Here is a 19,184-nt window from a genome sequence, read left to right on the forward strand (position 1 = left end):
ATTCCGCGGCCGCGGCCCTTTATTCCGATTGCAAATTTTTCACCGGATTTTCTATCGCTGCCTTTATCGTCTGGAAACTAATCGTTAGCATCGCGATAAGCGCTGCTAATGACGCTGCTAAAATAAATACCCACCACGAGATCGTTACCCGATAAGCAAAATTCTGCAACCACGCATGCATCGCCCACCACGCGATGGGGAAAGCGATGAGGGCTGCGATGCCGATCTGCACCAGAAAATCCTTCGACAGGATGAGGATGATAGTCGAAGGCATGGCGCCCAGCACCTTGCGGATGCTCATCTCTTTTGTGCGCTGGCGGACGGTAAAGGCGGCGAGGCCCAGTAGGCCAACACAGGCGATGAGGATGGCGAGTGTCGAGAAAATGGTGAAGATGGTTTGTTCGGTTTGTTCCGCCTTGTATTGTTCGGCAATTTGCCGGTCGAGGAAGCGGAACCGGAAATCATGTTTCGGGTCGAATCGATGCCAGAGCTTCTCTATCGCCGCGAGGCTTGTCTTGAAATGATCGCCCTTGATACTTACGGCAACAGAGCCCCACGGAAATTTGTCGGCATTGTAGATGATCAGCGGCGCGATCTTCTTCCGCAGCGATTGGTAATGATAATCTTTCATCACACCGATGACCGTGAAGATGTTTTGTTTGTGATCGGTGGAATCCCAACCCGCTTCTTTACAGATGAGCCGGGCGCCGAGGGGGTTCTTCAGGCCAAAATCTGCTACTGCCTGTTCATTGAGGATGACACTCAGAGAATCGGTGGGCATCGCTTTGGAAAAGAACCGGCCTTGTTGTAAGGGCAGGTCGAGGAGGTGTTGGTAGTGCTCATCCGCACTAAAGTCTCTTTGCGTTCGGGAAGCGTTGTTGTCCAGGCATACCCAGGTGGCGCCGCCGCCTTGGTCATCGTCGCCCGGCAATTGACTGCACTTGCTCGTCTCGTCCACCCCTGCCAGCCCGGCGACGGCATCGACAAAGGCCTTGTCACTGTTGGAACCCCTCAATTGCCAGAGGCCGTCGACGGCAACCACATGATCCTGCCGGAAACCCAGGCTGTCGCCCAGCATGAATTGCATTTGCCGGTTGACGACGATGGTGCAGATGATGAGGATGACGGAGATCGCGAACTGAAATACGACGAGTCCGTTGCGCAGGGCGATGCCCCGGCGGCCCGATCTGAACCTGCCTTTGAGCACTTCGATGGGGTCGAAGGACGAGAGCACGAAGGCGGGATAGACACCGGCGATGACGCCGATGAACAGGGAGAAAGCGATGAGTAGCAAGAGCCTTACGGGATCGAGGAAGTAGCCGAAGCTCAGCTGTTGGCCGGAGATGTTATTCAGCAAGGGAGTGAACAGTGCGGTGAGCAGGAGGGCGAGCAGGAGCCCGGCGAGACTGAAGACAAGGGATTCGACCAGGAACTGGCGGATGAGATCGATCCGTTGCGAGCCGAAGGTCTTGCGGATACCGACCTCTCTGGCCCGCTGGACGGCGAGTGCGGTGGAGAGATTGACGAAGTTGACACAGGCGAGCAACAGGATGAAGGCGCCAATGCAGCCGAGGATCACGATATTGCGCATGCTCCCCGCCGGCCGCATCTCGTCATCGAGGATGGAATGTAAATGAATGTCTTTTATCGGTTGCAGAAAATAGGCATAGCCGTTGCCTTCCGCGATGAATTGCTTCCAGGATTCGCCGAAGAGGGGCGGTACCACGGGAGCGACATATTTATCCACTACTTGCGGGAGCTTGGCCTGTAAGCCCGCGGCGGACGCCTGCTTGTCCAGCAGGAGGTAGGTATACGGACCGAAATAGACATATTCGGCCCGGTTCGCGCCTTGCATTCCCGTAGCGCTTAGCAGCACGTTGAAGGACAGGTGGGATTTTTCGGGCCAGTCCCTGATCACCCCGGTGATGAGAAGGGGTTTGCCTTCGTTGATGCTGAAGGTTTTGCCCAGCGCATTTTCGGCTGAGCCGAAGTATCTTTTGGCGGTGGATTCGGTTACGACCGTCGTGAGGTGGTGTTGCAGGGCGGTAGTGGCGTCGCCTTGCAGGAATTCACCGGTGAAGACGCTGAAGAAATTGGAGTCGGCGAGGAGGACCGTCTCTTTTGTAAAATTTTTCTCGCCCGCTTTTACCTTGGCGTCGGTGACCGTATAATACACCCGGGTGACGGCACGTACCTCGGGGAATTCGGCTTTTACTGCCTGCCCGATGGACTGGGGGATGCCGCCCCGGAAGGCGGTGCGGCCGGGATATTTCCGTTGCATCGCGAGGCGGTAGATCTGGTCGCCGTTGGTGTGGAAGGCGTCCCAGCCGAGTTCGTTCTGGATATACAGTACGAGCAGCAGGCATACGGCCATGCCGGTGGCCAGGCCCAGGAGGTTGATCGCCGTGAAGGCTTTGTTCTTCCAGAGCTGGCGGAGCATGATTTTCAGGAGGTGGCGGAACATGGTGAATTTACTTATTGATCTTTTCCGGGTTTTTTATCCCTATCGAAGTCGAAGACATTCTGCAGCGGCGAGGCATCGCGATCGCGGGAGGCGAGCGGAAGCAGGCGATAACGTAGTTCAATAAGCGACAGGATGCTGACCGTTTCATATTGCGTATGATCGACAAAGCCGCGTTTGGCGAATGGCGAAACGATGATCGCCGGGACGCGGGTGCCGGGGCCCCATTTCTTGTCGATGACGGGGGGAGAGACATGATCCCAGAAACCACCGTTCTCGTCATAGGTGATGATGATGACGGCGTCCTTGCCATTGGGGCCGTTGAGGACATCATTGATCAGTTGCACCGTATGGTTCTCCCCGGCCGCTACATCCGAATAGCCGGGATGTTCGTTATTGATGCCGATCGGTTTCACAAAGGACACGGCGGGAAGCGTACCGGCCTTTGCAGCGGCGATGAAGTCTTTTTCATCCTTCAGGTGATCTTGCTTAGCCTTCGTTCCGTCGGCAAAGTTGGCGAAGTAGGCGAAGGGTTGGTGATGAAACTGGAAGGTAGGGTCCGCATGACCGGCCAGGGCGCTGTCCCAGCCGCCGGAATACCAGGCCCAGGAGATGTTCTTGCCGCTGAGGCGGTCGCCGATGGTGGGCAGGGTCTGGTTGGGAACGAGGTTCGCAGCGGGTGTCGTGGATGGATGCGGAGCGTTGACGGTAAAGCTGGTGTTGACCACGAAGCCGTCGGGTGTTACCTGCCCGTCAGAGATGAGCTTTCCGGTCGAATCGAGCTTTGCGACGATGCTGGCGGGTGCGTTGTGCCATACCGGGCTGGCCGATGCGATGAGCCACATATGATTCAGGAAGCTGCCGCCGAAGGCGCTGTGGTAGAAGTTGTCGCAGAGGGTGTATTGCTGCACGAGGGGAAGGAGGGGCAGCAGGCTGGTCTTGTAATAGCCCTGGGACAGGCCTTTGGAGGAATTGTAGAGTGCGTATTTATCCATCTTCCCGCCATCTATCTGCAGCTGCTCCTGGTAATAACGGTGAAGGACATCCGGTGTCATCAGGTTATTGGGAATATACTGGTCGATGTCGAAGAAGTGGTTGGGGAGGTTGGTGGGGAAGGCGCTCGTACCGGGGATGGCCGGCAGGAACGTATAGGGTTTACCGGAATCGTTCACCTGGATGATCTTGTCCAGGGGGGCGTCGGCCAGGCCGTTGGCGCCGGGATATTGACCGTAGAGGTTGTCGAAGCTGTGGTTTTCGAGATAGATGACGACAATGTGGTTGATCTTGTCGAGATCGGCCGGGGGGATGTGGACCACATGTTTTCTACAGGCGCTGATGAGGCCGATGGTGAGGAGGAAACCGGCCAGAGCGATGAGCCGGACAGCCGAAGCCGACCGGACGGGCGAAGTAGTTGTCTTTTGCATCTCGTTAGTTTTGGTCAAAGGACTGGCATGGCTGTTAAGTAAATGTTAGCACTGAGTAAACCCTGCATTAAATTTTGTAGTAAAAGAGCCGCCGGAAGCCACCCGGCCGACGTATTTTTGCGAGCTATGGTATACAAAGTCATTGGTTTGATGAGCGGCAGCTCGCTCGATGGATTGGATCTTGCTTATGTGGAACTGCAGGAACGGGCTTCCACGAACCGTCAGGCGCCCCGGACCTGGGGGTATGAGCTGGTGAAGACGGCCTGCTATCCGTATCCGGAGGAATGGCGGCGGCGGCTGGCGGGGGCGACGGGGCTTTCGGCAATGGAATATCAATTGCTGCATGTGGAATATGGGCGTTATCTGGGCGAGCGGGTGTTGCAATTCATCGAAGAGAATGGGTTGCACTATCGCGTTCAGCTGATCGTGAGTCATGGCCATACCACCTTTCATGATCCGGCGCGGCGGATGACGGCGCAGCTGGGGGATGGCGCGGCGATTGCGGCTGTGACGCGCATCAATGTGGTGAGTGATCTTCGCGCGATGGACGTGGCGCTGGGTGGGCAGGGGGCGCCGATAGTGCCGATAGGGGAGATGCTGCTGTTGCCGGAGTTTGAGTTGTTTTTGAATTTGGGGGGGATCGCCAATGTGTCGCGCCACGGAGCCGGCGCCAGTGGCGGCGAGTTCCTGGCATTTGACGTCTGCCCCGCCAACCGGGTGCTGAATACCCTGGCGGCGACGGCGGGCATGGAATATGATAAGGATGGAATGCTGGCGGCGGGCGGCGGTGTGGACCTGGGGTTGCTGGACCAGCTGAATGCGTTGCCTTATTACGCGGCGCCCTGGCCGAAGTCGCTGGCGAATGAATTTGGGACGGAGACGGTATTGCCGTTGGTGCGCCAGGCGATGAGTACGGGGCTCTCTACGGCGGATGCGTTGCGGACCTATGTCGAGCATATCGCAGAGCAGGTGGAGCGGGCAGTGGAACAGCTATGTAGCTCCGGTTGCGACGCTCCGTTGGGGCGACAGGAACCCGGGGCGGCGGGCGCGAACGTAGCAGGGCCCCAGGCGAAGCTGCTCGTCACGGGCGGCGGGGCGCATAACGCATTTCTGGTCGATCGGTTACGGGCAAGACTGGGCGTAGAAGTGGTGGTGCCGGAAGCTGCGCTAGTCGACTATAAGGAAGCATTGATCATGGCCCTCATCGGCGTGCTGCGCTGGCGCGAAGAAAATAACGTCCTGGCGTCGGTGACGGGCGCCACCCGCGACAGCATCGGCGGGGCCGTCTGGATCGGGCAGGAATAACAAATCTTTACTATGCAATACACAACACTGGGCAACACGGGCCTTATCGTATCCCGGCTTTCCTTTGGGGCGATGACATTTACGGCGGGCAACAAGAGCTTCGCCACGATCTACAAGACAGAAGAGGCGGACGCCAACGCGATGGTGGCACGGGCACTGGACGCGGGGGTGAATTTCTTCGACACGGCGGATGCATATGCGGGCGGCGAGTCCGAGGCGATGCTGGGCCGGGCGCTGAAGGGGCGGCGTTCGGAAGTGGTGATCACGACGAAAGTGGGCAACCGCACGGGCGAGGGGCTGGTGCAGACGGGCCTTAACCGGCGCCATATCCTGTGGAGCATCGACCAGAGCCTGCGACGGCTGGACACGGATTTTGTAGACGTCTATCTTGCGCATAAGGAAGACCCGCACACGCCGCTGGAAGCAAGCGAGCGCAGCGAAGGTTGCGAACGAGGAGGAGCGTGTCGAAGCAGCTCCGACGAAGTTTTCTTGCCGCCCTCGATGAAGTGGTGCGCAGCGGCAAGGCCCGCTACATCGGTTTCTCCAACTGGAGCGCCTGGCGGGCATCCGAGCAGAGCGAAGGATGCGAACGAGGAGGAGCGTGTCGAAGCAGCTCCGACGAAGTTCTGCGGCGCTGGAGTTGCAGCGGGCGCATGGTTGGGCGCCGTTCACGCATGGACAGATGCATTATTCCCTGCTGATCCGCGATATCGAAAGCGACCTGCTACAGGTGCACGAGCGCTATGGCCTCGGCCTGACGGTGTGGAGTCCGCTGGTGAGCGGCTTCCTTTCGGGTAAGTATACCCACGAGAATATGGCGGACAAAGACAACAGAATGTCGGGCTTCGACATTATGCCCTTCGACAAAGAAGCAGGATTCCGGTTGGTCGACCGGCTGCGGAACATCGCCGGGCGGCATAAGGCGTCCGTGGCGCAGGTGGCCATTGCATGGCTGCTCGCGAAAAAGGCGGTGTCGAGTGTCATCGTCGGTGCCTCCAAGCCCCATCAGCTGGACGACAACCTTGCCGCCGCGAACCTGGTGCTGGGGGTCGACGAGGTGACGGCGCTGAATGAGATGACGAAGCCCGCGCCGGTTTACCCGAATTGGTTCAGCGAACTCGTGCTCGACCCGCAGGTGAAGGCCGCGTTGGTGAAATAGCCGCTGGCTATCCGGGCCGGCGCTGCAGGATCTTTTCGACATCGAGGCGGTACATCCGGCTGATGGGGAGCTGCTGCCGCCCTATCTCTACCAGATCGTGCGTGTAGGACTCGATCTTGCTCAGCGAGACGATATAGCTTCGGTGGATGCGGATAAAGGCTTCCCTGGGCAGGAACTCTTCAAGGGAAGAGATCGATTGTTTGCTGACGATGGTCCTGTTGCGCGTCACGACTTTGACATAGTCCCGGATGCTTTCGACATAGAGGATGTCATCCAGCGCGACTTGTATCGTTTTCCGTTCGGCGCGGAGATGGAGGAAGGGGTCGAGGCTGCGGGAAGGCTCGACTCGCTGGAAGGACGCGGCGTTGGGGCTCCCGGCAGCGGCGGACTGGGCGCCGTCGGGTGGCGGAGGGCCGGGCGGCGGCAAATTGTCCAACACCTTATTGACGGCCTTCAAAAAACGTTCGAACGAGATCGGCTTCAGCAGGTAGTCGATGGCATCCAATTCATAGCCTTCGATGGCGAATTTGCGGTGTGCCGTCGTAAAGATCACGCGCGGCGGCTTCTTGAGGGTGCGGATGAGATCGGTGCCGAGCAGCTGCGGCATCTGGATGTCAAGAAACAGCAGATCGATGTTCCTTGTCTGCAGGATGTTCAGCGCTTCCACGGCATTGTTACACGTCCCGGAGAATTCGAGCGCGGCGACGGCCGCGACGTATTTCTTCAGAATTTCCAATGCCGGGGGCTCATCGTCCACGAGCAGACAGGTTATTTTCTTTTCATTGGCCATTGGCATCGTTTTTAGGAGCCGCCTCCGGCGTCCTCCCTTGAGCCGTCGGAGGCGCCTCGTCCACTTCCAAAGGTACGACCAGCCGAACAGAAAAGCGATCACCGTCTGAATCAATGTCCAGCCGGTAGCGGTTCGGATAAAGTAGTTCGAGCCGCTGCCGGATATTTTTCAGACCGATGCCGTTCTTCCCGTTGGTGGCCGTCGCCGTCAGGGGTTTGTTATTACTCAGGCTAAAATCCAGGTTGTTCCCGCCGGTACGGATCCGCAGCCGCACCCAGGGATGATCGATCAGTTGGCTGGCGCCGTGCTTAAAGCAGTTTTCGATAAAAGGGATCATCAGCAGGGGAGCGATGCGGCGCCGGTGGGTCTGGCCTTCGATGATGACCCGGAGATCGAGCCGGTCGCCATATCTTGCTTTCTCCAGGCCAATATAGTCTTCCAACAGGAGCAGCTCGCGATCGAGGGGCATCCGATCTGCCTCACAATCATAGATCATATACCGCATCATGCTGGAGAGCCGGGCCAGGAGCTCACCGGCGCGGGGCGAACCATCCAGCGCAAAGGAATAGATATTGTTCAGGATGTTGAACAGGAAATGGGGGTGTACCTGCGCCTTCAGCAGCTGAAATTCGATATCGGCGGCCTCCTTGCTCAGGGCTGCCCGCTCGGTCATCCGCTGATAGTGTTGCTTGAACATCCGCCATGCGATAAACAGCAGCCATGTGGTAAGACTCATCCGGATAAAAAGCCACACGGAATTCCAGGCGGCGTTGAATCCCGCCATGCCCTCCACGCTGGGGTAATGCATCCCGTTGGGCGGGGCGAGGATAAAGACGATGCCCAACAACGCGAGGGTACCCAGGAAGAAGGGAACGTATCTTTTGCGTTCGAAGAACCGCGGGAATAGCCCATAGGCGATGCCGTAGGTGAGGACGATCTCGCCGGCCAGTTCGAGTAGTGAGGATTGCATCGCGGTAGTCCAGTTGAGCCAGTCCGGAGCATTGGGCCAGTATACGCGCGCGTGGGAGACGAAGGTGAGGTTGGCCAGACGCACCAGCCAGAAAAGGGTGTGTCGGATAATACGATAACGCGGCTTACCGGAGAAAATACCGTCATAAATGAGGCGGTCGATACGCGATCGGGGGCGTTCGAAGAGGGGTTCGTCCGGGGGAGATGCGAGGTTCTCTTGCGAAGGGGATGCGAGAGCCCCTTCGCCTTCATAAAGGATCCCGCTAAGCGTCTCCGAAAGTTGGAGAATGGCCCCGGGCGCCCCGGGAGAGCCGGCCCGCACGGCATCGTGGAGATGGTCGAGCGTCGTGAACAGGAATCCGGGATCGATACGTGTCTTCAACAACTGCAGCTCGGCCCGGGCCTTTTGCGCCGCCAGCCGGAGATTGGCCGCTTGCTGGAGCCAGGCATCCCTGCCGAGCCGGAGCCCCAGGATGAACAGACCCGTGATGATGGCAATGGTGGTATTATGAAAGCCGAGAAAAAAGCACGCGGCAAAGCCGACGGGTGGTCTGCCGCTGTACCGGTAGAAAACGAGGCCGGCCAGATAATTGATCGCGAAGCCCAGCAGAATCAACAGTACAAAGCGGATGACGAACGGCAGGATCCTGCCATACCGCAGATATCGCGGATAGAGATGATACAGCAACACATAAGCGGAAAAGAAACAGAACGGGAAATACACTACCGTGCTTACCAGCGCCACGTGTACAAAATACGGGCTGATGCCGCGTACACCCGTCGTGGGGAAGTAGCTCTGTAAGGCGAAGTAGAGCGCATACCCGATCCAGAGGATGAGATGGCGGGCCCGCCTGTACCGGCGCTCTTGAGAATATAGAACAGCGCGAAAGGACATGTCCTGATTTGCGGTAAAGGTAGACCAATGAGCAGCTTGCGTCCGGGTTTTTCGACAAATGCCATTCGTCGACGACGGTTGTCGCTGGGAGGCTATACCGTGCTGAATGATATCGGGAAGCGGCTAACAGTCGAATAGGCAGAGGAAAGGGGGTGTTGGGGTGATAGTTTTGGTCTAAAAATTACAATTATGGAAACGATCTTTTTTAAGCTTCTGCTTTCCGGCCTCCTGCTTGCGGGTACTGCCGGTGTTGCATCCGCCCAAACGACCTCCGCCCCGACGACCTCCACCCCGACGATAAGGGAGTTCTTCGACAAGAAGGGCAGACATGTCGGCACTATCGCTTACTATGGGGAAAAAGAGTTGCCTGCGGAGATCAGGGCGATAGTGAAGCCTTCGTATTACGATTATGCGATCCTCACGGTGGAAGAAGTGCGGGCTTCCGGAAAGACGGCCTGGCTCATCGACATGCAGGACGCCACCCATGTAAAGACCGTGAAGGTCGTCGATGGGGAAATGGAAGAGGTGAGTAGCCTCCGGCGTTGGTAACCGAGCGGCCCTACAGCCCCAGCACCGACTTCAGCTTGATGTAGCCGGCCTTGCTCACTGGCACGGAAGCCCCGGATTGGAGGATACAGAGGTGGCTGTCCTTTTCGTAGGGGTCGATGCGCGTCACCTGCTGAACGTTGAGGATGTAGCTGCGGTGCGTCCGGACGAACTGGGCGGGGTCGAGGCTTTTTTCGAAGAAGCTCATCGTGCGGTTCTTGAGGAAGGCGCCGGTCTTGGTGTGGATCTTTACATAGTCGTCCGCGGCTTCGAGATAATGGATGTCCTCGAGTGGGATGATCTTTATCTTGCCGCCGGTTTTTACGACTATACGTTGCTGTTGGGCGGGTGACTGGGCGGCGGTTTCGAGCAGGGCTTCGGTGCTGCTGATACCGGGGGCGTGGGTGCCGGTCGCGGTGGCTCCGGGGGCGGGTTCCAGGGTGGCGGCGGCGTTGCCGGCGGGCTGGGTAGCGCGCTGGTCGATCCATTTGCGGAGCGCCTTGTCGAACCGATCTTTATTGAACGGCTTCAGCAAATAATCCACCGCATGGTTTTCAAAAGCCTTTATCGCATATTCGTCAAAGGCAGTGGTGAAGATGACGGCGGGCGGGTCTTCCACGAGTTCGAGCATTTCAAATCCATTGATCTTCGGCATCTGCACATCGAGGAAGATGAGATCGGGCCGGTGTTGCTGGATGGCCTTTATCCCTTCGAAGCCGTCGCCGCATTCCTGCAGGATCGTGATGGCGGGATAGGATTGGAGATATTCTTTGACGATCATCCGGGCAAGCGGTTCGTCGTCGATGATGATGGCTGTGATGGGGGCGGTGGCGCCATTGGTAGTGTTGCTCATGATGTTTGTGTGTTGTCGGTAGGGGGATCAGGCCGCGGGACGGGGCTTTCCGGTTGCGGGATCCGCACGATCGTCGTAAAAAGATTGCCATCGACCCGGGTCTCCAGGAGATCGGGCCGGGCGAAGAGCAGATAGAGTCTGCGTTGTATCGAGCTGAGGCCGAAGCCGGTGCCTTTCTTTGGACGGGAGGTCTCGGGGTCGAACGGATTCTCCACCTCGATGACGACATACCGGCCGTCGACACGGGCGCGGATAGCGATCGTTACGTCCTCGGTGGTGTCGTAGAGCCCGAACTTTATGGCGTTCTCTACGATAGGTTGCAGCAGCATCGGGGGCAGCTTGCTGCTCATACAATCGGGGTTACATTCGATATGGGTATCGAGCCGATGACCGAAACGCACCTTTTCGATATCCAGGTAAAGCTCGAGATACTGTAATTCCTCGGACAGCGGTACGGATTGCTGTTCTTCCTTGCGGAGGTTGCCGCGGAGGAAGTCGGAGAGCTGCTGGATCATCTTGCGGGCCTGTTCGGGCTGGCTGCCGATGAGGGCGCTGATGGAGTTGAGGCTATTGAACAGAAAATGCGGGGCCAGCTGCTGGCGCAGCTTGAAGAGTTCGGCTTCCTTGGCGAGGCGTTCGGCATCGGTGTGTCGTTTGCGGTTCTCGCGTTCTTCCGCGGTGGAATACCACAGGACGCTGAGAATGGACATACAGCCTATCTGCAGGAAGATGAGGTCATAGCGGATGGCCCAGCTCTTGTTGAAGAACTGCGCATAGGTGCCGCCGTTGACTTTGTCGCTGATGAGGGGGACGAGGATGGCCTTGCAGGCCAGGAGGACGAGCGTAGTGAGCCCGAGGCTGATGAAGAAGATGTACCAGTAGCGTTCCTGCTTCGGGATATAGTATTGCATGTTGTTGGCGAGAAAGCCGCAGCTGAGGCCGACGAGGCCGTTGGTGACGACGCTGTCGACGAGTGCCGTGCCGGTGCCGAGGCCAAAGCTGAGCAGCGTGCCGGTCTGCAGGAAGGCCCAGATGGCCCACCAGGAGATGAAGATGATGAAGAAGCGGTTTGTCGAAAGCGGTGATTTGGCCATTATAATAATCTTAGCATCTTATGCGTGGTGCTGGCGCGGATGTGATCGGCGCGGCGGTTAGCCTGGTCGATGTACGCGTCCGGGTCGTCGGTCTCGTGGATGCGCGAATACATCTCGGCGCCGTCGAGCAGGCCGCTGAACCGGTAGAGCTCGGCGACATTGATGAACTTCCACTGCACAAGCTGCTGTTCGTGGTTATAGAAGGCATCCTGTTCGCGCTGACCGATGGTCATGGCCTTGCAGAAGGCTTCCTCTTCGTCCTCGGCCGCAATAAGGCGCAGCTGCTCATCGAATTGCGGGGTGTGGTCGCCTTCGCCACAGATGATGCGGAAGATGATCTTGCTAAGATACCAGTTCATATGTTTTACGTTCAATAGTTATTTAATTCGATGCCGCCGAAGATGGAAGTTCCATCGATGACGAGGACCTTGTCGGAGTTGGTGACAGCGGGTTGGGTTCGCTTGTCCTCGAAGCCGGCGAAGATCGCGGTGACTTCCGACCTGATCTCCCAATGAGGGGGGACGATGATCTTTGTTCCGCCCATTATCTGGGTGACGTCGAGCCGGACGGTGCCGGTGAAATCGGCCTGGGTGAGGTCTATTTCCGTTCCGCCCATGAATGTCGTGATGTCGCCGCCTTTGAAATTTTTCGACATCACCTTTTTGTGTACCCCGCCGAGGATGGAGGTGGCGTCGATGAAGTCTTCAGGGGAATAGCCTTCGCGCTGGCGGCCGAAGGCGGTGTTGGGCATGTAATAGCGGTGGCGCCTTTCCCATTTCATGCGGTGGCGTTCGAATTTCTCCCGCCATTTCTGGTCCAGGTGGCTAAAGTCGCCGGGGTCGCCGGGACCGCCTGTGTTGCCAGGACCGCCTGTGCCGCCCGTGCCGCCCGTGTTGCCAGGGTCGCCGCCGGAGTTGCCGGGATCGCTGGGGTTGGCAGGATCGCCGGGGTTGCCGGGTCCGCCGGGGCCGGGGCCGTAGTGTTCATAGCGGCCACGAAAACCGGGGGGGAGGCGAAAATGGGAACCGCGATACCGATGGGGCCGGAGTATGAAGAGTATCCCTACAGCCATGAATATGGCGGGCCATAAAAACCGGTGGAGGTGGGTTTCGGGATAGTAGTCCTGTATGATCAGGAAGCCGCCGATGGCCATCAGTATGAACCACACGCCGCCGCGGAAGTTGTGCCGGAGTCCTATAAAGAGTCCTATTGCGACCAGAAGGATATGCCAGTTGAAGAGCCAGTCGGGTAGGGGGAAGTTCATTTGATCGAGCAGGAGCACACCACCTATCAGTAGCAGGAACAGCCCTGCCCACACCCTGCCGCTGCGCCTGCGGGAAATGATCTGTTGTTCTTCGCGTTCGTCCATTGTCAGTTGAATTTTTAATCAAATCTAATGGGTATTAACGGGCCGCGCAAGGGGGATTCCGCCACAAGGAGGTGATGGGCGGTAGGTGGGGGTATTTTCTCGGTAAAGGAATTTGAGGATGTTGGGCAGGCGGGGAGCCATTACCCTCTCCGGGCCAGGTATCTTCGGGCAAACATGCGCGTCAACAGCAATCCAAAAAGAAAGCCCCCTATATGCGCCGCATACGCCACACCACCACCGGTTTGATCGCCTCCCAGCATCCCCAATCCATCTATCACCTGGAAGACAAACCACAACCCTACGGCTATAAATGCAGGCACCGGAACGATAAAAAGGAATATCCATAAATAAACCCTTTTGCCCGGAAATAATCGCACGTAGGCTGCCAGCACCGCTGAAATGGCGCCGGATGCGCCGAGGCTGGGGGTCAGCAGGTCTTGCCCCAGAAAGTAGGTAGCGAAGACATGGCTTAACCCTGCCAGCATCCCGCACAGCAAATAAAATATAAGGTATTGGAGGTGACCCATCGCATCTTCCACATTATCGCCAAAAATGTACAGGAATAACATATTCCCGCCAAGGTGCAGCAGGCCCCCATGCATGAACATGGAAGTAAATAGCGTGAGAAATACCGGGATGGGCGTTACACCCAGGCCCGGCAGGATCACCCGCTGACCTGTGGAAGGATCGATAAGGGTCTTCGAATGGGTAACAATATCGTGCCCTGTAATAATTTCACCCGGAACGGTGGCGTAGGAATAGGTAAACCGCAAGTCATGTCCCCATCGCTGCCAATAGATAAATACAAAGATGTTAAGCCCTATAAGCAGGTAATTTACGATAGGGGTCGTTTTCCTATCCCTGTTATCGTCGCCGATGGGTAAAACCATTTTTTAATGTTTAAGCAAAGCAATGGTCGCCACGCCCGACTCAGAGCCGGTAACGGAGATGCCGCCCGAATTCTGGGGAGGTGTGGTTTGGTTAACATGGGAAGTGATAAACAGCGTATCTCCTTTAAATGAAAAATGTCCTCCGCTGGGCGGCGCAAGCGTAGAGCCGCCGCCAAACCCCGACACCAGGTAGCCGCCGTGAAAATAGATCGAGTCCTGGCCGATGACATCGTATTTGGTGCTCGTACTGGATGGAGGATAGGTTAACGAGAAGGGGAAAGATATACTATCTGTCAGCACTCCGTTGACATATTCATAGGTGAGGGAAGTGAAAGCAGCGGTATAACCTACACCCTTTGAAGCAAGGGAATCCGCCGTTAAAGTTACCGTACCGGTGTTTTGTGTGGTCTTGTAATTGGAATAGGTAACAGCCTTCTGCGTTTGGCCACCGCCACTTGCCTGACTGATCGATTGGACCTGTGCACTCAGGTAAAGAAATTGATAATTACCGACAAGCTGCGCCGAATTACCGCCCACGTTGCTTTTGTGGCAGGAAACGATGACGAGAGCCAATACGAGGAGGGAGGAGAAAGATAGTGTCTTAAGCATAGTTAGGAGTTTAGCAGCAAATTAACCCTTATCTGCCATTTTGAAAAATCCATCGCATAGCCTTAACTTTAAGGTAGCATTAATCCCCTGCAAATGACAGCGTTCAGCTTCCATCCGGTTACGCCTCATCCGTTGTTAAGCCCATACGTTGCGAAAATGTGGGTGTTCGAAAGCACCGGCCGGCTTCCCGCGCAGGAAAGGAAGCTGATCGTCCCCAATACAAATCTCAAATTGACGCTGACCTATCGCAACGGGATCACAGCCCGCGTGGGGGACAAGGCCTTCCTGCAGCGTGAAAATGAATTGACACTCACCGGCCTGATCGATACGCCGGTGATCCTGGATTCCTATGAGGATGCGCAGACCGGCACGATCATCATCGAATTCAACCCGCTCGGCGCTTACCGTTTTTTTCGTTTACGGTATACCGAGGTTCAAAACGAGATTGCGGACCTTTCCGACCTCACCGGCGGCGGGGCCGAAACGCTTCGCTCGCGATTGGCTGAAACCGGCGATATTACCGGGAAGTTGCAACTCCTGCAAGACTTTCTGATCAAACAGCTGGAAAACAACGCGGCTGATCCCATTTATGATCATTGTATCCATCGGATAACGGCTACCAACGGGCTGATCACGGTGACGCAGCTGGAAAAAGAGACCGGCTACAGCGCACGCTGGCTTCACCGGAAATTCTCCGAACACCTGGGCACCGGCGCCAAGAACCTGGCGGAGATAGTCCGGTTCAAACAGTTCTATCAGGCCTATTCCACCGGCATCCCGCCGGAAATGGTGAAGCAATATATCTACGAATATTACTACGACCAGTCCCATTTCCTCAGGGCCTTCAGGCGGTTCACAGGAACCACCCCCACCGAGTTACAAAACAGTATGAACGAGCTCAGTACCAGGAATTATACAAGCTGAGTTCCGATTCGTACAATACTTCGGCTTCCCATCGCCTTAGCTTTGTTAAAAAAAGCAAATAAAATGGGAAACAGCAATTTTAGCAGCAGCATCTCCGCGAAGATCAGCGCGGCCGAGGCGATCGAAAAGATCAGCCATGTACCGGAGTGGTGGGGAATAACCTTCACTGGAAGCTCCGAAAAACAAGGGGACAAGTTTGTAGTAAAGATGACGGGGGATTCTTTCTTCAACTTTACTGTTACGGAATTAGTTCCCGGTAAAAGGGTAGTCTGGTTGGTTACCGATTGCCATATGCCCTGGTATTCGGATAAAACGGAATGGACCAACACCCGATTGATCTTCGATCTCCATGAAACCGGCGGCGTCACAGCGTTGACCTTCACCCATGAAGGGCTTACGCCGAACGTCCAATGTTACAAGGATTGTGAATCGGGTTGGACCCACTGGATCAGAACAAGCCTGTTCTCTTATTTCACTACCGGGAAAGGTGTATTTAGACAACCAACAAAATAATAGCAATCATGGGAAAAATCATTTTGGGCAACCATGCGTCCGTTATTGTTCCGCGGAGCGACCGGGACAGCATCTGTACATTTTATTGTGATGTCCTCGGTGGTACGATCACGAAGGCTGACGAAGAAAGGGACTTCATCCGGCTGGGAGATAACTCCTACATTGCATTTCTCTACGGGGATGTCCCCGATGCGGCCGAATTCTCACGAACGGCAAGAGCGATGTGGATGGAATTGAAGTCCGACAACGTAGAAGAAATGAGAAAGAAAATTCTCGATTCCGGTGTCAGGAAGCTGGAGGTACCAGACCCCCACCTCTACTTTCAGGCGCCCGGCGGGCAGTGCTGGCGGTTGGTTGGCATCGACGAGGACCTCTCCTTCTATGAGGGTACGGGCGAAGGCCCAAATGTGGCAAGGGTAAAGGCGGGGGCTGCAAAAGGTTTCACGTCGTAGACAAGGTCTGAGCCATGCAACAAAGCATATTTGAGCTATACAACAAAGCTATTCTTTCCAGGTTACCGGAACTTTGTCCTGTAAAAACGAAAGAATATGAAAAGTATAAACAAAGGTTACATCGATGGTGAGTTTGTAGCGCTCAATGGAACACAGGTTTTCGATCTGATCAATCCGACCGATCATCAGAAGATTGGCGAAGTGACCCTGGGTGACGAAACAGATACCCGGCGGGCAGTTGCCGCGGCTAAAGAAGCTTTTAGATGGTTTTCCAAAACAAGTGTGGAAGACCGGATCAGGATCCTGAACAAGTTGAAAAATGCCGTTAGCAAAAGGGAAAAAGAGTTGACAGAGGTGATGATCCTCGAATACGGCGGCACGCGGAGATTCTGTACAATGAGCGTGCAAAATGCCATTGCTTCTTTCGATAATATGGCTGAAACGCTTCGCCATTTCGAGTTTCAGCGAAAGGTCGGAAATACGTTGGTACAGATGACGCCGGTGGGTGTAGTAGGCATTATCACGCCCTGGAACTCCAGCAACAGTTTTATCTGCAGTAAGCTGGCAACGGCTATTGCAGCGGGTTGTACGGTGGTTGTAAAACCAAGCGAAATGAGTGCGCTGCAGACACAGCTGCTTACCGAATGTTTCCATGAAGCTGGTTTGCCGAAAGGGCTTTACAATATGGTCAACGGCCTGGGAAATGTGGTAGGAAATGCGATCACTAACCATCCCGACATTGCTAAAATATCTTTCACCGGTTCTACGGTAACCGGAAAACTGATTGCCAGATCGGCGGTGGATACGGTGAAACGGGTAACGCTCGAACTGGGTGGTAAGTCGCCGAATATTATTCTGGATGATGCAGATCTTGAAAAGGCGATCCCACAGGCAGTATTTGGCGCGTATATGAATAGCGGACAGGCCTGTATTGCACCTACACGTTTGCTGGTACCGAAGGAAAAATTACCGGAAGTAAATCAGCTTGCTAAAGCAGCTGCAGAACGGGTAGTGGTAGACGATCCGGCTAAAGATACTACGAATGTGGGGCCGATGGTATCTGAAAAACAGTTCGAACGTGTACAGAGCTATATTCAGATCGGTTTGAACGAAGGTGCAACTTTGCTTGCAGGCGGCCTGGGTAAGCCCGAAGGTCTTGAAGCCGGCAATTTTGTAAAAGCCACCATTTTTACAAATGTCCGTAACGAGATGCGCGTTGCACAGGAAGAAATTTTCGGTCCGGTGCTTTCCATTATTCCGTATGAAAATGAGGAAGAGGCCATTGCCATTGCCAATGATACCACGTATGGGCTGGCAGCGTATATTACTTCTGCGGACGAAGACCGTGCACTGCGTGTGGCTTCACGGGTTGATGCCGGAAGGGTCTGCATAAATGGATTCAAGCACGACCCTTTGGCGCCGTTTGGCGGTTTCAAACAGTCAGGCATAGGCAGAGAGTTTGGGGCGTATGGACTGGAAGAATATCTGGAACCGAAATCGATCCTGATATAACTTTGGGTATGGCTGATAGTACCGATCATATCAATTATTCCTGCCATTTTGCCGCGTTTAGGGAAGGGGAGCAGTTTGTTTTGCATCATAGTCTGTCGATGATCATTTCCGGTGAGATGGAGCTGAATGACGGGACGGAACGGAAAGTGTTCAGGAAAGGCAACTTGTATCTGGCCAGAAGAAATCAATTGCTGAAGTTTGTGAAAGAGCCGGGGGAAAGGGAAGAATTCAGATCGTTGACCATGCGGTTTGATGAGGAACTACTCAAACAGGTGAGTGCCGAGGGCGCCTTTCAACTGGAGGAAAGGCTGAAAACGCCGGCATTTATCGATCTGTCCGGGGCGCAGCATCTGCGTTATTTTATGGAATCGCTTCTGCAGTATAAGGATCTATTGGAAAACAAGGCGCCCGAGCTGCTGCAACTGAAACAGAAGGAAGCCCTGATGCTGTTGTTCGCCTACGACAAAGAGCTGAAGAAGGTATTGTTTGATTTTTCGGATCCGCATAAAATTGATCTCGAAGAGTTTATGCAGAAGAATTACCACTTCAATGTCAAACTCGAGCGTTTTGCCTACCTCACCGGCAGGAGCCTGGCTACTTTTAAGCGGGATTTTGAAAAGATATTCCAGACCTCGCCCCGCAACTGGTTGCAGCGTCGCCGTTTGCAGGAAGCCTATTTCCTCATCACTCAAAAACAACAGCGCCCAAACGATATCTATCTTGACCTGGGTTTCGAGGATTTATCGCATTTTTCTTTTGCTTTCAAGAAGCAGTTTGGGCAGCCGCCTTCGGAGTTGTTGAAAACTTCTTGAGGCACCCGCATGTAGAGGCGGGGCCAGGGTGGGGGCAGGGGTGCTTTTTTGGAAAAAGTTTCCTTACTTATTAGTAAGTAAGTGCCGTGGTGGATGCGTTAGGGAACGCCCAGAGGCCATGGTAGGTGCCCGCAGAGGGGCTACCATAGTTAGTTTTTAAGAAGTTTGAAGGTGACCCCATCGATGGTTAAATAATAAAGCCCCTGGGGCAGACCCGAGACCGGGATCTGCGTGTTGGTTATACCGCCCGGACAGGGCCGGGCCGAAGGCCAATCATTAGCGCCATCGGTGTGAGTGCCGGTGCCGAAGGCGCCGGTATGGATGGGAAGGAAACCAGCTTTCAAGGGGAATTCCCGTTGTTGGTATCTATTCACTTATTTGTAATAGTCATTATTTAACCCTACACTATTGATTGAAGAGGCGACATTTGATCCTACATTGAATTAAAGAGCTGAGCGGGCCTAGGGAGATTCGGACAACGTTTGTAATAGAAGTGGACAGTTCAGTCTGTAGGTGTCGTAACTAATCAATACATTATCACTACGTTATTAAAGTGGCCCTAGCTTTGCTGCGAAACCGGCATACCTCCTTTGTCATGATAAAAAAA

19 protein-coding genes and 1 pseudogene are annotated in these 19,184 nt (G+C 55.1%); 9 read left to right on the plus strand and 11 right to left on the minus strand.

Annotated features, from left to right (window positions below; genetic code table 11):
• Positions 1-19: 19 nt before the first annotated feature.
• Positions 20-2,464 carry an ABC transporter permease gene (locus IEY39_RS28640; protein ID WP_229689137.1) on the minus strand — a complete coding sequence of 815 codons (2,445 nt, stop codon included), beginning with the start codon at positions 2,462-2,464 and terminating at the stop codon, positions 20-22.
• Positions 2,465-2,475: 11 nt separating this feature from the next.
• Positions 2,476-3,885, minus strand: a complete 1,410-nt coding sequence (locus IEY39_RS28645) for an alkaline phosphatase family protein (protein WP_188938093.1) — start codon at positions 3,883-3,885, stop codon at positions 2,476-2,478.
• A 126-nt stretch (positions 3,886-4,011) separates the two neighbouring features.
• Between IEY39_RS28645 and IEY39_RS28650 the strand changes: the two genes are divergently transcribed.
• The 3 genes and pseudogenes from IEY39_RS28650 (at position 4,012) to IEY39_RS30010 (ending at position 6,349) form a co-directional block, all read left to right on the plus strand.
• Positions 4,012-5,190: an anhydro-N-acetylmuramic acid kinase gene (locus tag IEY39_RS28650; protein ID WP_188938094.1), complete on the plus strand. Its 1,179-nt coding sequence runs from the start codon at positions 4,012-4,014 to the stop codon at positions 5,188-5,190.
• A 72-nt stretch (positions 5,191-5,262) separates the two neighbouring features.
• Positions 5,263-5,577 (plus strand): annotated as a pseudogene (locus tag IEY39_RS30300) (aldo/keto reductase); the annotation flags it as partial.
• Positions 5,578-5,791: 214 nt separating this feature from the next.
• Entirely contained in the window at positions 5,792-6,349 is a 558-nt protein-coding gene (locus IEY39_RS30010; protein WP_229689139.1) for an aldo/keto reductase, read from the plus strand.
• 7 nt (positions 6,350-6,356) lie between these two features.
• Here IEY39_RS30010 and IEY39_RS28660 read toward each other — a convergent pair whose 3' ends face one another.
• Together IEY39_RS28660 and IEY39_RS28665 are read right to left on the minus strand one after the other, a co-directional pair.
• Positions 6,357-7,139: a LytR/AlgR family response regulator transcription factor gene (locus IEY39_RS28660; protein ID WP_188938095.1), complete on the minus strand. Its 783-nt coding sequence runs from the start codon at positions 7,137-7,139 to the stop codon at positions 6,357-6,359.
• Complete coding sequence (locus tag IEY39_RS28665; protein WP_188938096.1) at positions 7,129-9,003, minus strand: histidine kinase; 1,875 nt, start codon at positions 9,001-9,003, stop codon at positions 7,129-7,131. The genes IEY39_RS28660 and IEY39_RS28665 overlap by 11 nt, the downstream gene beginning before the upstream one ends.
• A gap of 189 nt (positions 9,004-9,192) precedes the next feature.
• Between IEY39_RS28665 and IEY39_RS28670 the strand changes: the two genes are divergently transcribed.
• The gene (locus tag IEY39_RS28670) at positions 9,193-9,552 is read left to right on the plus strand and encodes a hypothetical protein (protein ID WP_188938097.1); all 360 of its coding nucleotides are present in this window, start codon (positions 9,193-9,195) and stop codon (positions 9,550-9,552) included.
• 10 nt (positions 9,553-9,562) lie between these two features.
• On the opposite strand, the gene IEY39_RS28675 is transcribed toward IEY39_RS28670, so the two are convergent.
• From IEY39_RS28675 to IEY39_RS28700, 6 genes are all read right to left on the minus strand, one after another.
• On the minus strand, positions 9,563-10,402 hold the full coding sequence (locus tag IEY39_RS28675) for a LytR/AlgR family response regulator transcription factor (RefSeq protein ID WP_188938098.1): 840 nt from the start codon (positions 10,400-10,402) through the stop codon (positions 9,563-9,565).
• Positions 10,399-11,496 carry a sensor histidine kinase gene (locus tag IEY39_RS28680; RefSeq protein WP_188938100.1) on the minus strand — a complete coding sequence of 366 codons (1,098 nt, stop codon included), beginning with the start codon at positions 11,494-11,496 and terminating at the stop codon, positions 10,399-10,401. The genes IEY39_RS28675 and IEY39_RS28680 overlap by 4 nt, the downstream gene beginning before the upstream one ends.
• Positions 11,496-11,855, minus strand: a complete 360-nt coding sequence (locus IEY39_RS28685) for a DUF4288 domain-containing protein (protein ID WP_188938101.1) — start codon at positions 11,853-11,855, stop codon at positions 11,496-11,498. Before IEY39_RS28685 ends, IEY39_RS28680 begins: the two co-directional genes overlap by 1 nt.
• An 11-nt stretch (positions 11,856-11,866) precedes the next feature.
• Positions 11,867-12,865 (minus strand): LiaF transmembrane domain-containing protein, encoded by a 999-nt coding sequence (locus IEY39_RS28690; RefSeq protein ID WP_188938103.1) that lies wholly within the window; start codon positions 12,863-12,865, stop codon positions 11,867-11,869.
• Between the two features lie 140 nt (positions 12,866-13,005).
• The gene (locus tag IEY39_RS28695) at positions 13,006-13,755 is read right to left on the minus strand and encodes a rhomboid family intramembrane serine protease (RefSeq protein WP_188938104.1); all 750 of its coding nucleotides are present in this window, start codon (positions 13,753-13,755) and stop codon (positions 13,006-13,008) included.
• A 3-nt stretch (positions 13,756-13,758) separates the two neighbouring features.
• Complete coding sequence (locus IEY39_RS28700) at positions 13,759-14,364, minus strand: hypothetical protein (protein WP_188938106.1); 606 nt, start codon at positions 14,362-14,364, stop codon at positions 13,759-13,761.
• Between the two features lie 93 nt (positions 14,365-14,457).
• On the opposite strand from IEY39_RS28700, the gene IEY39_RS28705 reads away from it, so the two are divergent.
• From IEY39_RS28705 to IEY39_RS28725, 5 genes are all read left to right on the plus strand, one after another.
• Positions 14,458-15,288 carry a helix-turn-helix domain-containing protein gene (locus IEY39_RS28705; RefSeq protein WP_188938108.1) on the plus strand — a complete coding sequence of 277 codons (831 nt, stop codon included), beginning with the start codon at positions 14,458-14,460 and terminating at the stop codon, positions 15,286-15,288.
• A gap of 63 nt (positions 15,289-15,351) precedes the next feature.
• Positions 15,352-15,801: an SRPBCC family protein gene (locus IEY39_RS28710; RefSeq protein ID WP_188938110.1), complete on the plus strand. Its 450-nt coding sequence runs from the start codon at positions 15,352-15,354 to the stop codon at positions 15,799-15,801.
• Positions 15,802-15,809: 8 nt separating this feature from the next.
• On the plus strand, positions 15,810-16,253 hold the full coding sequence (locus IEY39_RS28715) for a VOC family protein (RefSeq protein WP_188938111.1): 444 nt from the start codon (positions 15,810-15,812) through the stop codon (positions 16,251-16,253).
• 96 nt (positions 16,254-16,349) lie between these two features.
• A complete protein-coding gene (locus tag IEY39_RS28720) occupies positions 16,350-17,765 on the plus strand; it encodes an aldehyde dehydrogenase family protein (protein WP_188938113.1) in 1,416 nt (471 codons plus the stop codon).
• A gap of 8 nt (positions 17,766-17,773) precedes the next feature.
• Positions 17,774-18,577 (plus strand): helix-turn-helix domain-containing protein, encoded by an 804-nt coding sequence (locus tag IEY39_RS28725; protein WP_188938114.1) that lies wholly within the window; start codon positions 17,774-17,776, stop codon positions 18,575-18,577.
• Between the two features lie 149 nt (positions 18,578-18,726).
• Here the strand turns inward: IEY39_RS28725 and IEY39_RS28730 are convergent, their stop codons facing one another.
• Positions 18,727-18,951: a hypothetical protein gene (locus tag IEY39_RS28730; RefSeq protein ID WP_188938116.1), complete on the minus strand. Its 225-nt coding sequence runs from the start codon at positions 18,949-18,951 to the stop codon at positions 18,727-18,729.
• Positions 18,952-19,184: the final 233 nt, after the last annotated feature.

The organism is Puia dinghuensis, from assembly GCF_014642875.1.
Classification (GTDB): Bacteria; Bacteroidota; Bacteroidia; order Chitinophagales; family Chitinophagaceae; genus Puia; species Puia dinghuensis.

Bases quoted from the DNA above. Each gene is read 5' to 3' on its own strand.
- IEY39_RS28640 (WP_229689137.1), bottom strand. From the start codon at position 2,464: ATGTTCCGCCACCTCCTGAAAATCATGCTCCGCCAGCTCTGGAAGAAC.
- IEY39_RS28645 (WP_188938093.1), bottom strand. From the start codon at position 3,885: ATGCAAAAGACAACTACTTCGCCCGTCCGGTCGGCTTCGGCTGTCCGG.
- IEY39_RS28650 (WP_188938094.1), top strand. From the start codon at position 4,012: ATGGTATACAAAGTCATTGGTTTGATGAGCGGCAGCTCGCTCGATGGA.
- IEY39_RS28660 (WP_188938095.1), bottom strand. From the start codon at position 7,139: ATGGCCAATGAAAAGAAAATAACCTGTCTGCTCGTGGACGATGAGCCC.
- IEY39_RS28665 (WP_188938096.1), bottom strand. From the start codon at position 9,003: ATGTCCTTTCGCGCTGTTCTATATTCTCAAGAGCGCCGGTACAGGCGG.
- IEY39_RS28670 (WP_188938097.1), top strand. From the start codon at position 9,193: ATGGAAACGATCTTTTTTAAGCTTCTGCTTTCCGGCCTCCTGCTTGCG.
- IEY39_RS28675 (WP_188938098.1), bottom strand. From the start codon at position 10,402: ATGAGCAACACTACCAATGGCGCCACCGCCCCCATCACAGCCATCATC.
- IEY39_RS28680 (WP_188938100.1), bottom strand. From the start codon at position 11,496: ATGGCCAAATCACCGCTTTCGACAAACCGCTTCTTCATCATCTTCATC.
- IEY39_RS28685 (WP_188938101.1), bottom strand. From the start codon at position 11,855: ATGAACTGGTATCTTAGCAAGATCATCTTCCGCATCATCTGTGGCGAA.
- IEY39_RS28690 (WP_188938103.1), bottom strand. From the start codon at position 12,865: ATGGACGAACGCGAAGAACAACAGATCATTTCCCGCAGGCGCAGCGGC.
- IEY39_RS28695 (WP_188938104.1), bottom strand. From the start codon at position 13,755: ATGGTTTTACCCATCGGCGACGATAACAGGGATAGGAAAACGACCCCT.
- IEY39_RS28700 (WP_188938106.1), bottom strand. From the start codon at position 14,364: ATGCTTAAGACACTATCTTTCTCCTCCCTCCTCGTATTGGCTCTCGTC.
- IEY39_RS28705 (WP_188938108.1), top strand. From the start codon at position 14,458: ATGACAGCGTTCAGCTTCCATCCGGTTACGCCTCATCCGTTGTTAAGC.
- IEY39_RS28710 (WP_188938110.1), top strand. From the start codon at position 15,352: ATGGGAAACAGCAATTTTAGCAGCAGCATCTCCGCGAAGATCAGCGCG.
- IEY39_RS28715 (WP_188938111.1), top strand. From the start codon at position 15,810: ATGGGAAAAATCATTTTGGGCAACCATGCGTCCGTTATTGTTCCGCGG.
- IEY39_RS28720 (WP_188938113.1), top strand. From the start codon at position 16,350: ATGAAAAGTATAAACAAAGGTTACATCGATGGTGAGTTTGTAGCGCTC.
- IEY39_RS28725 (WP_188938114.1), top strand. From the start codon at position 17,774: ATGGCTGATAGTACCGATCATATCAATTATTCCTGCCATTTTGCCGCG.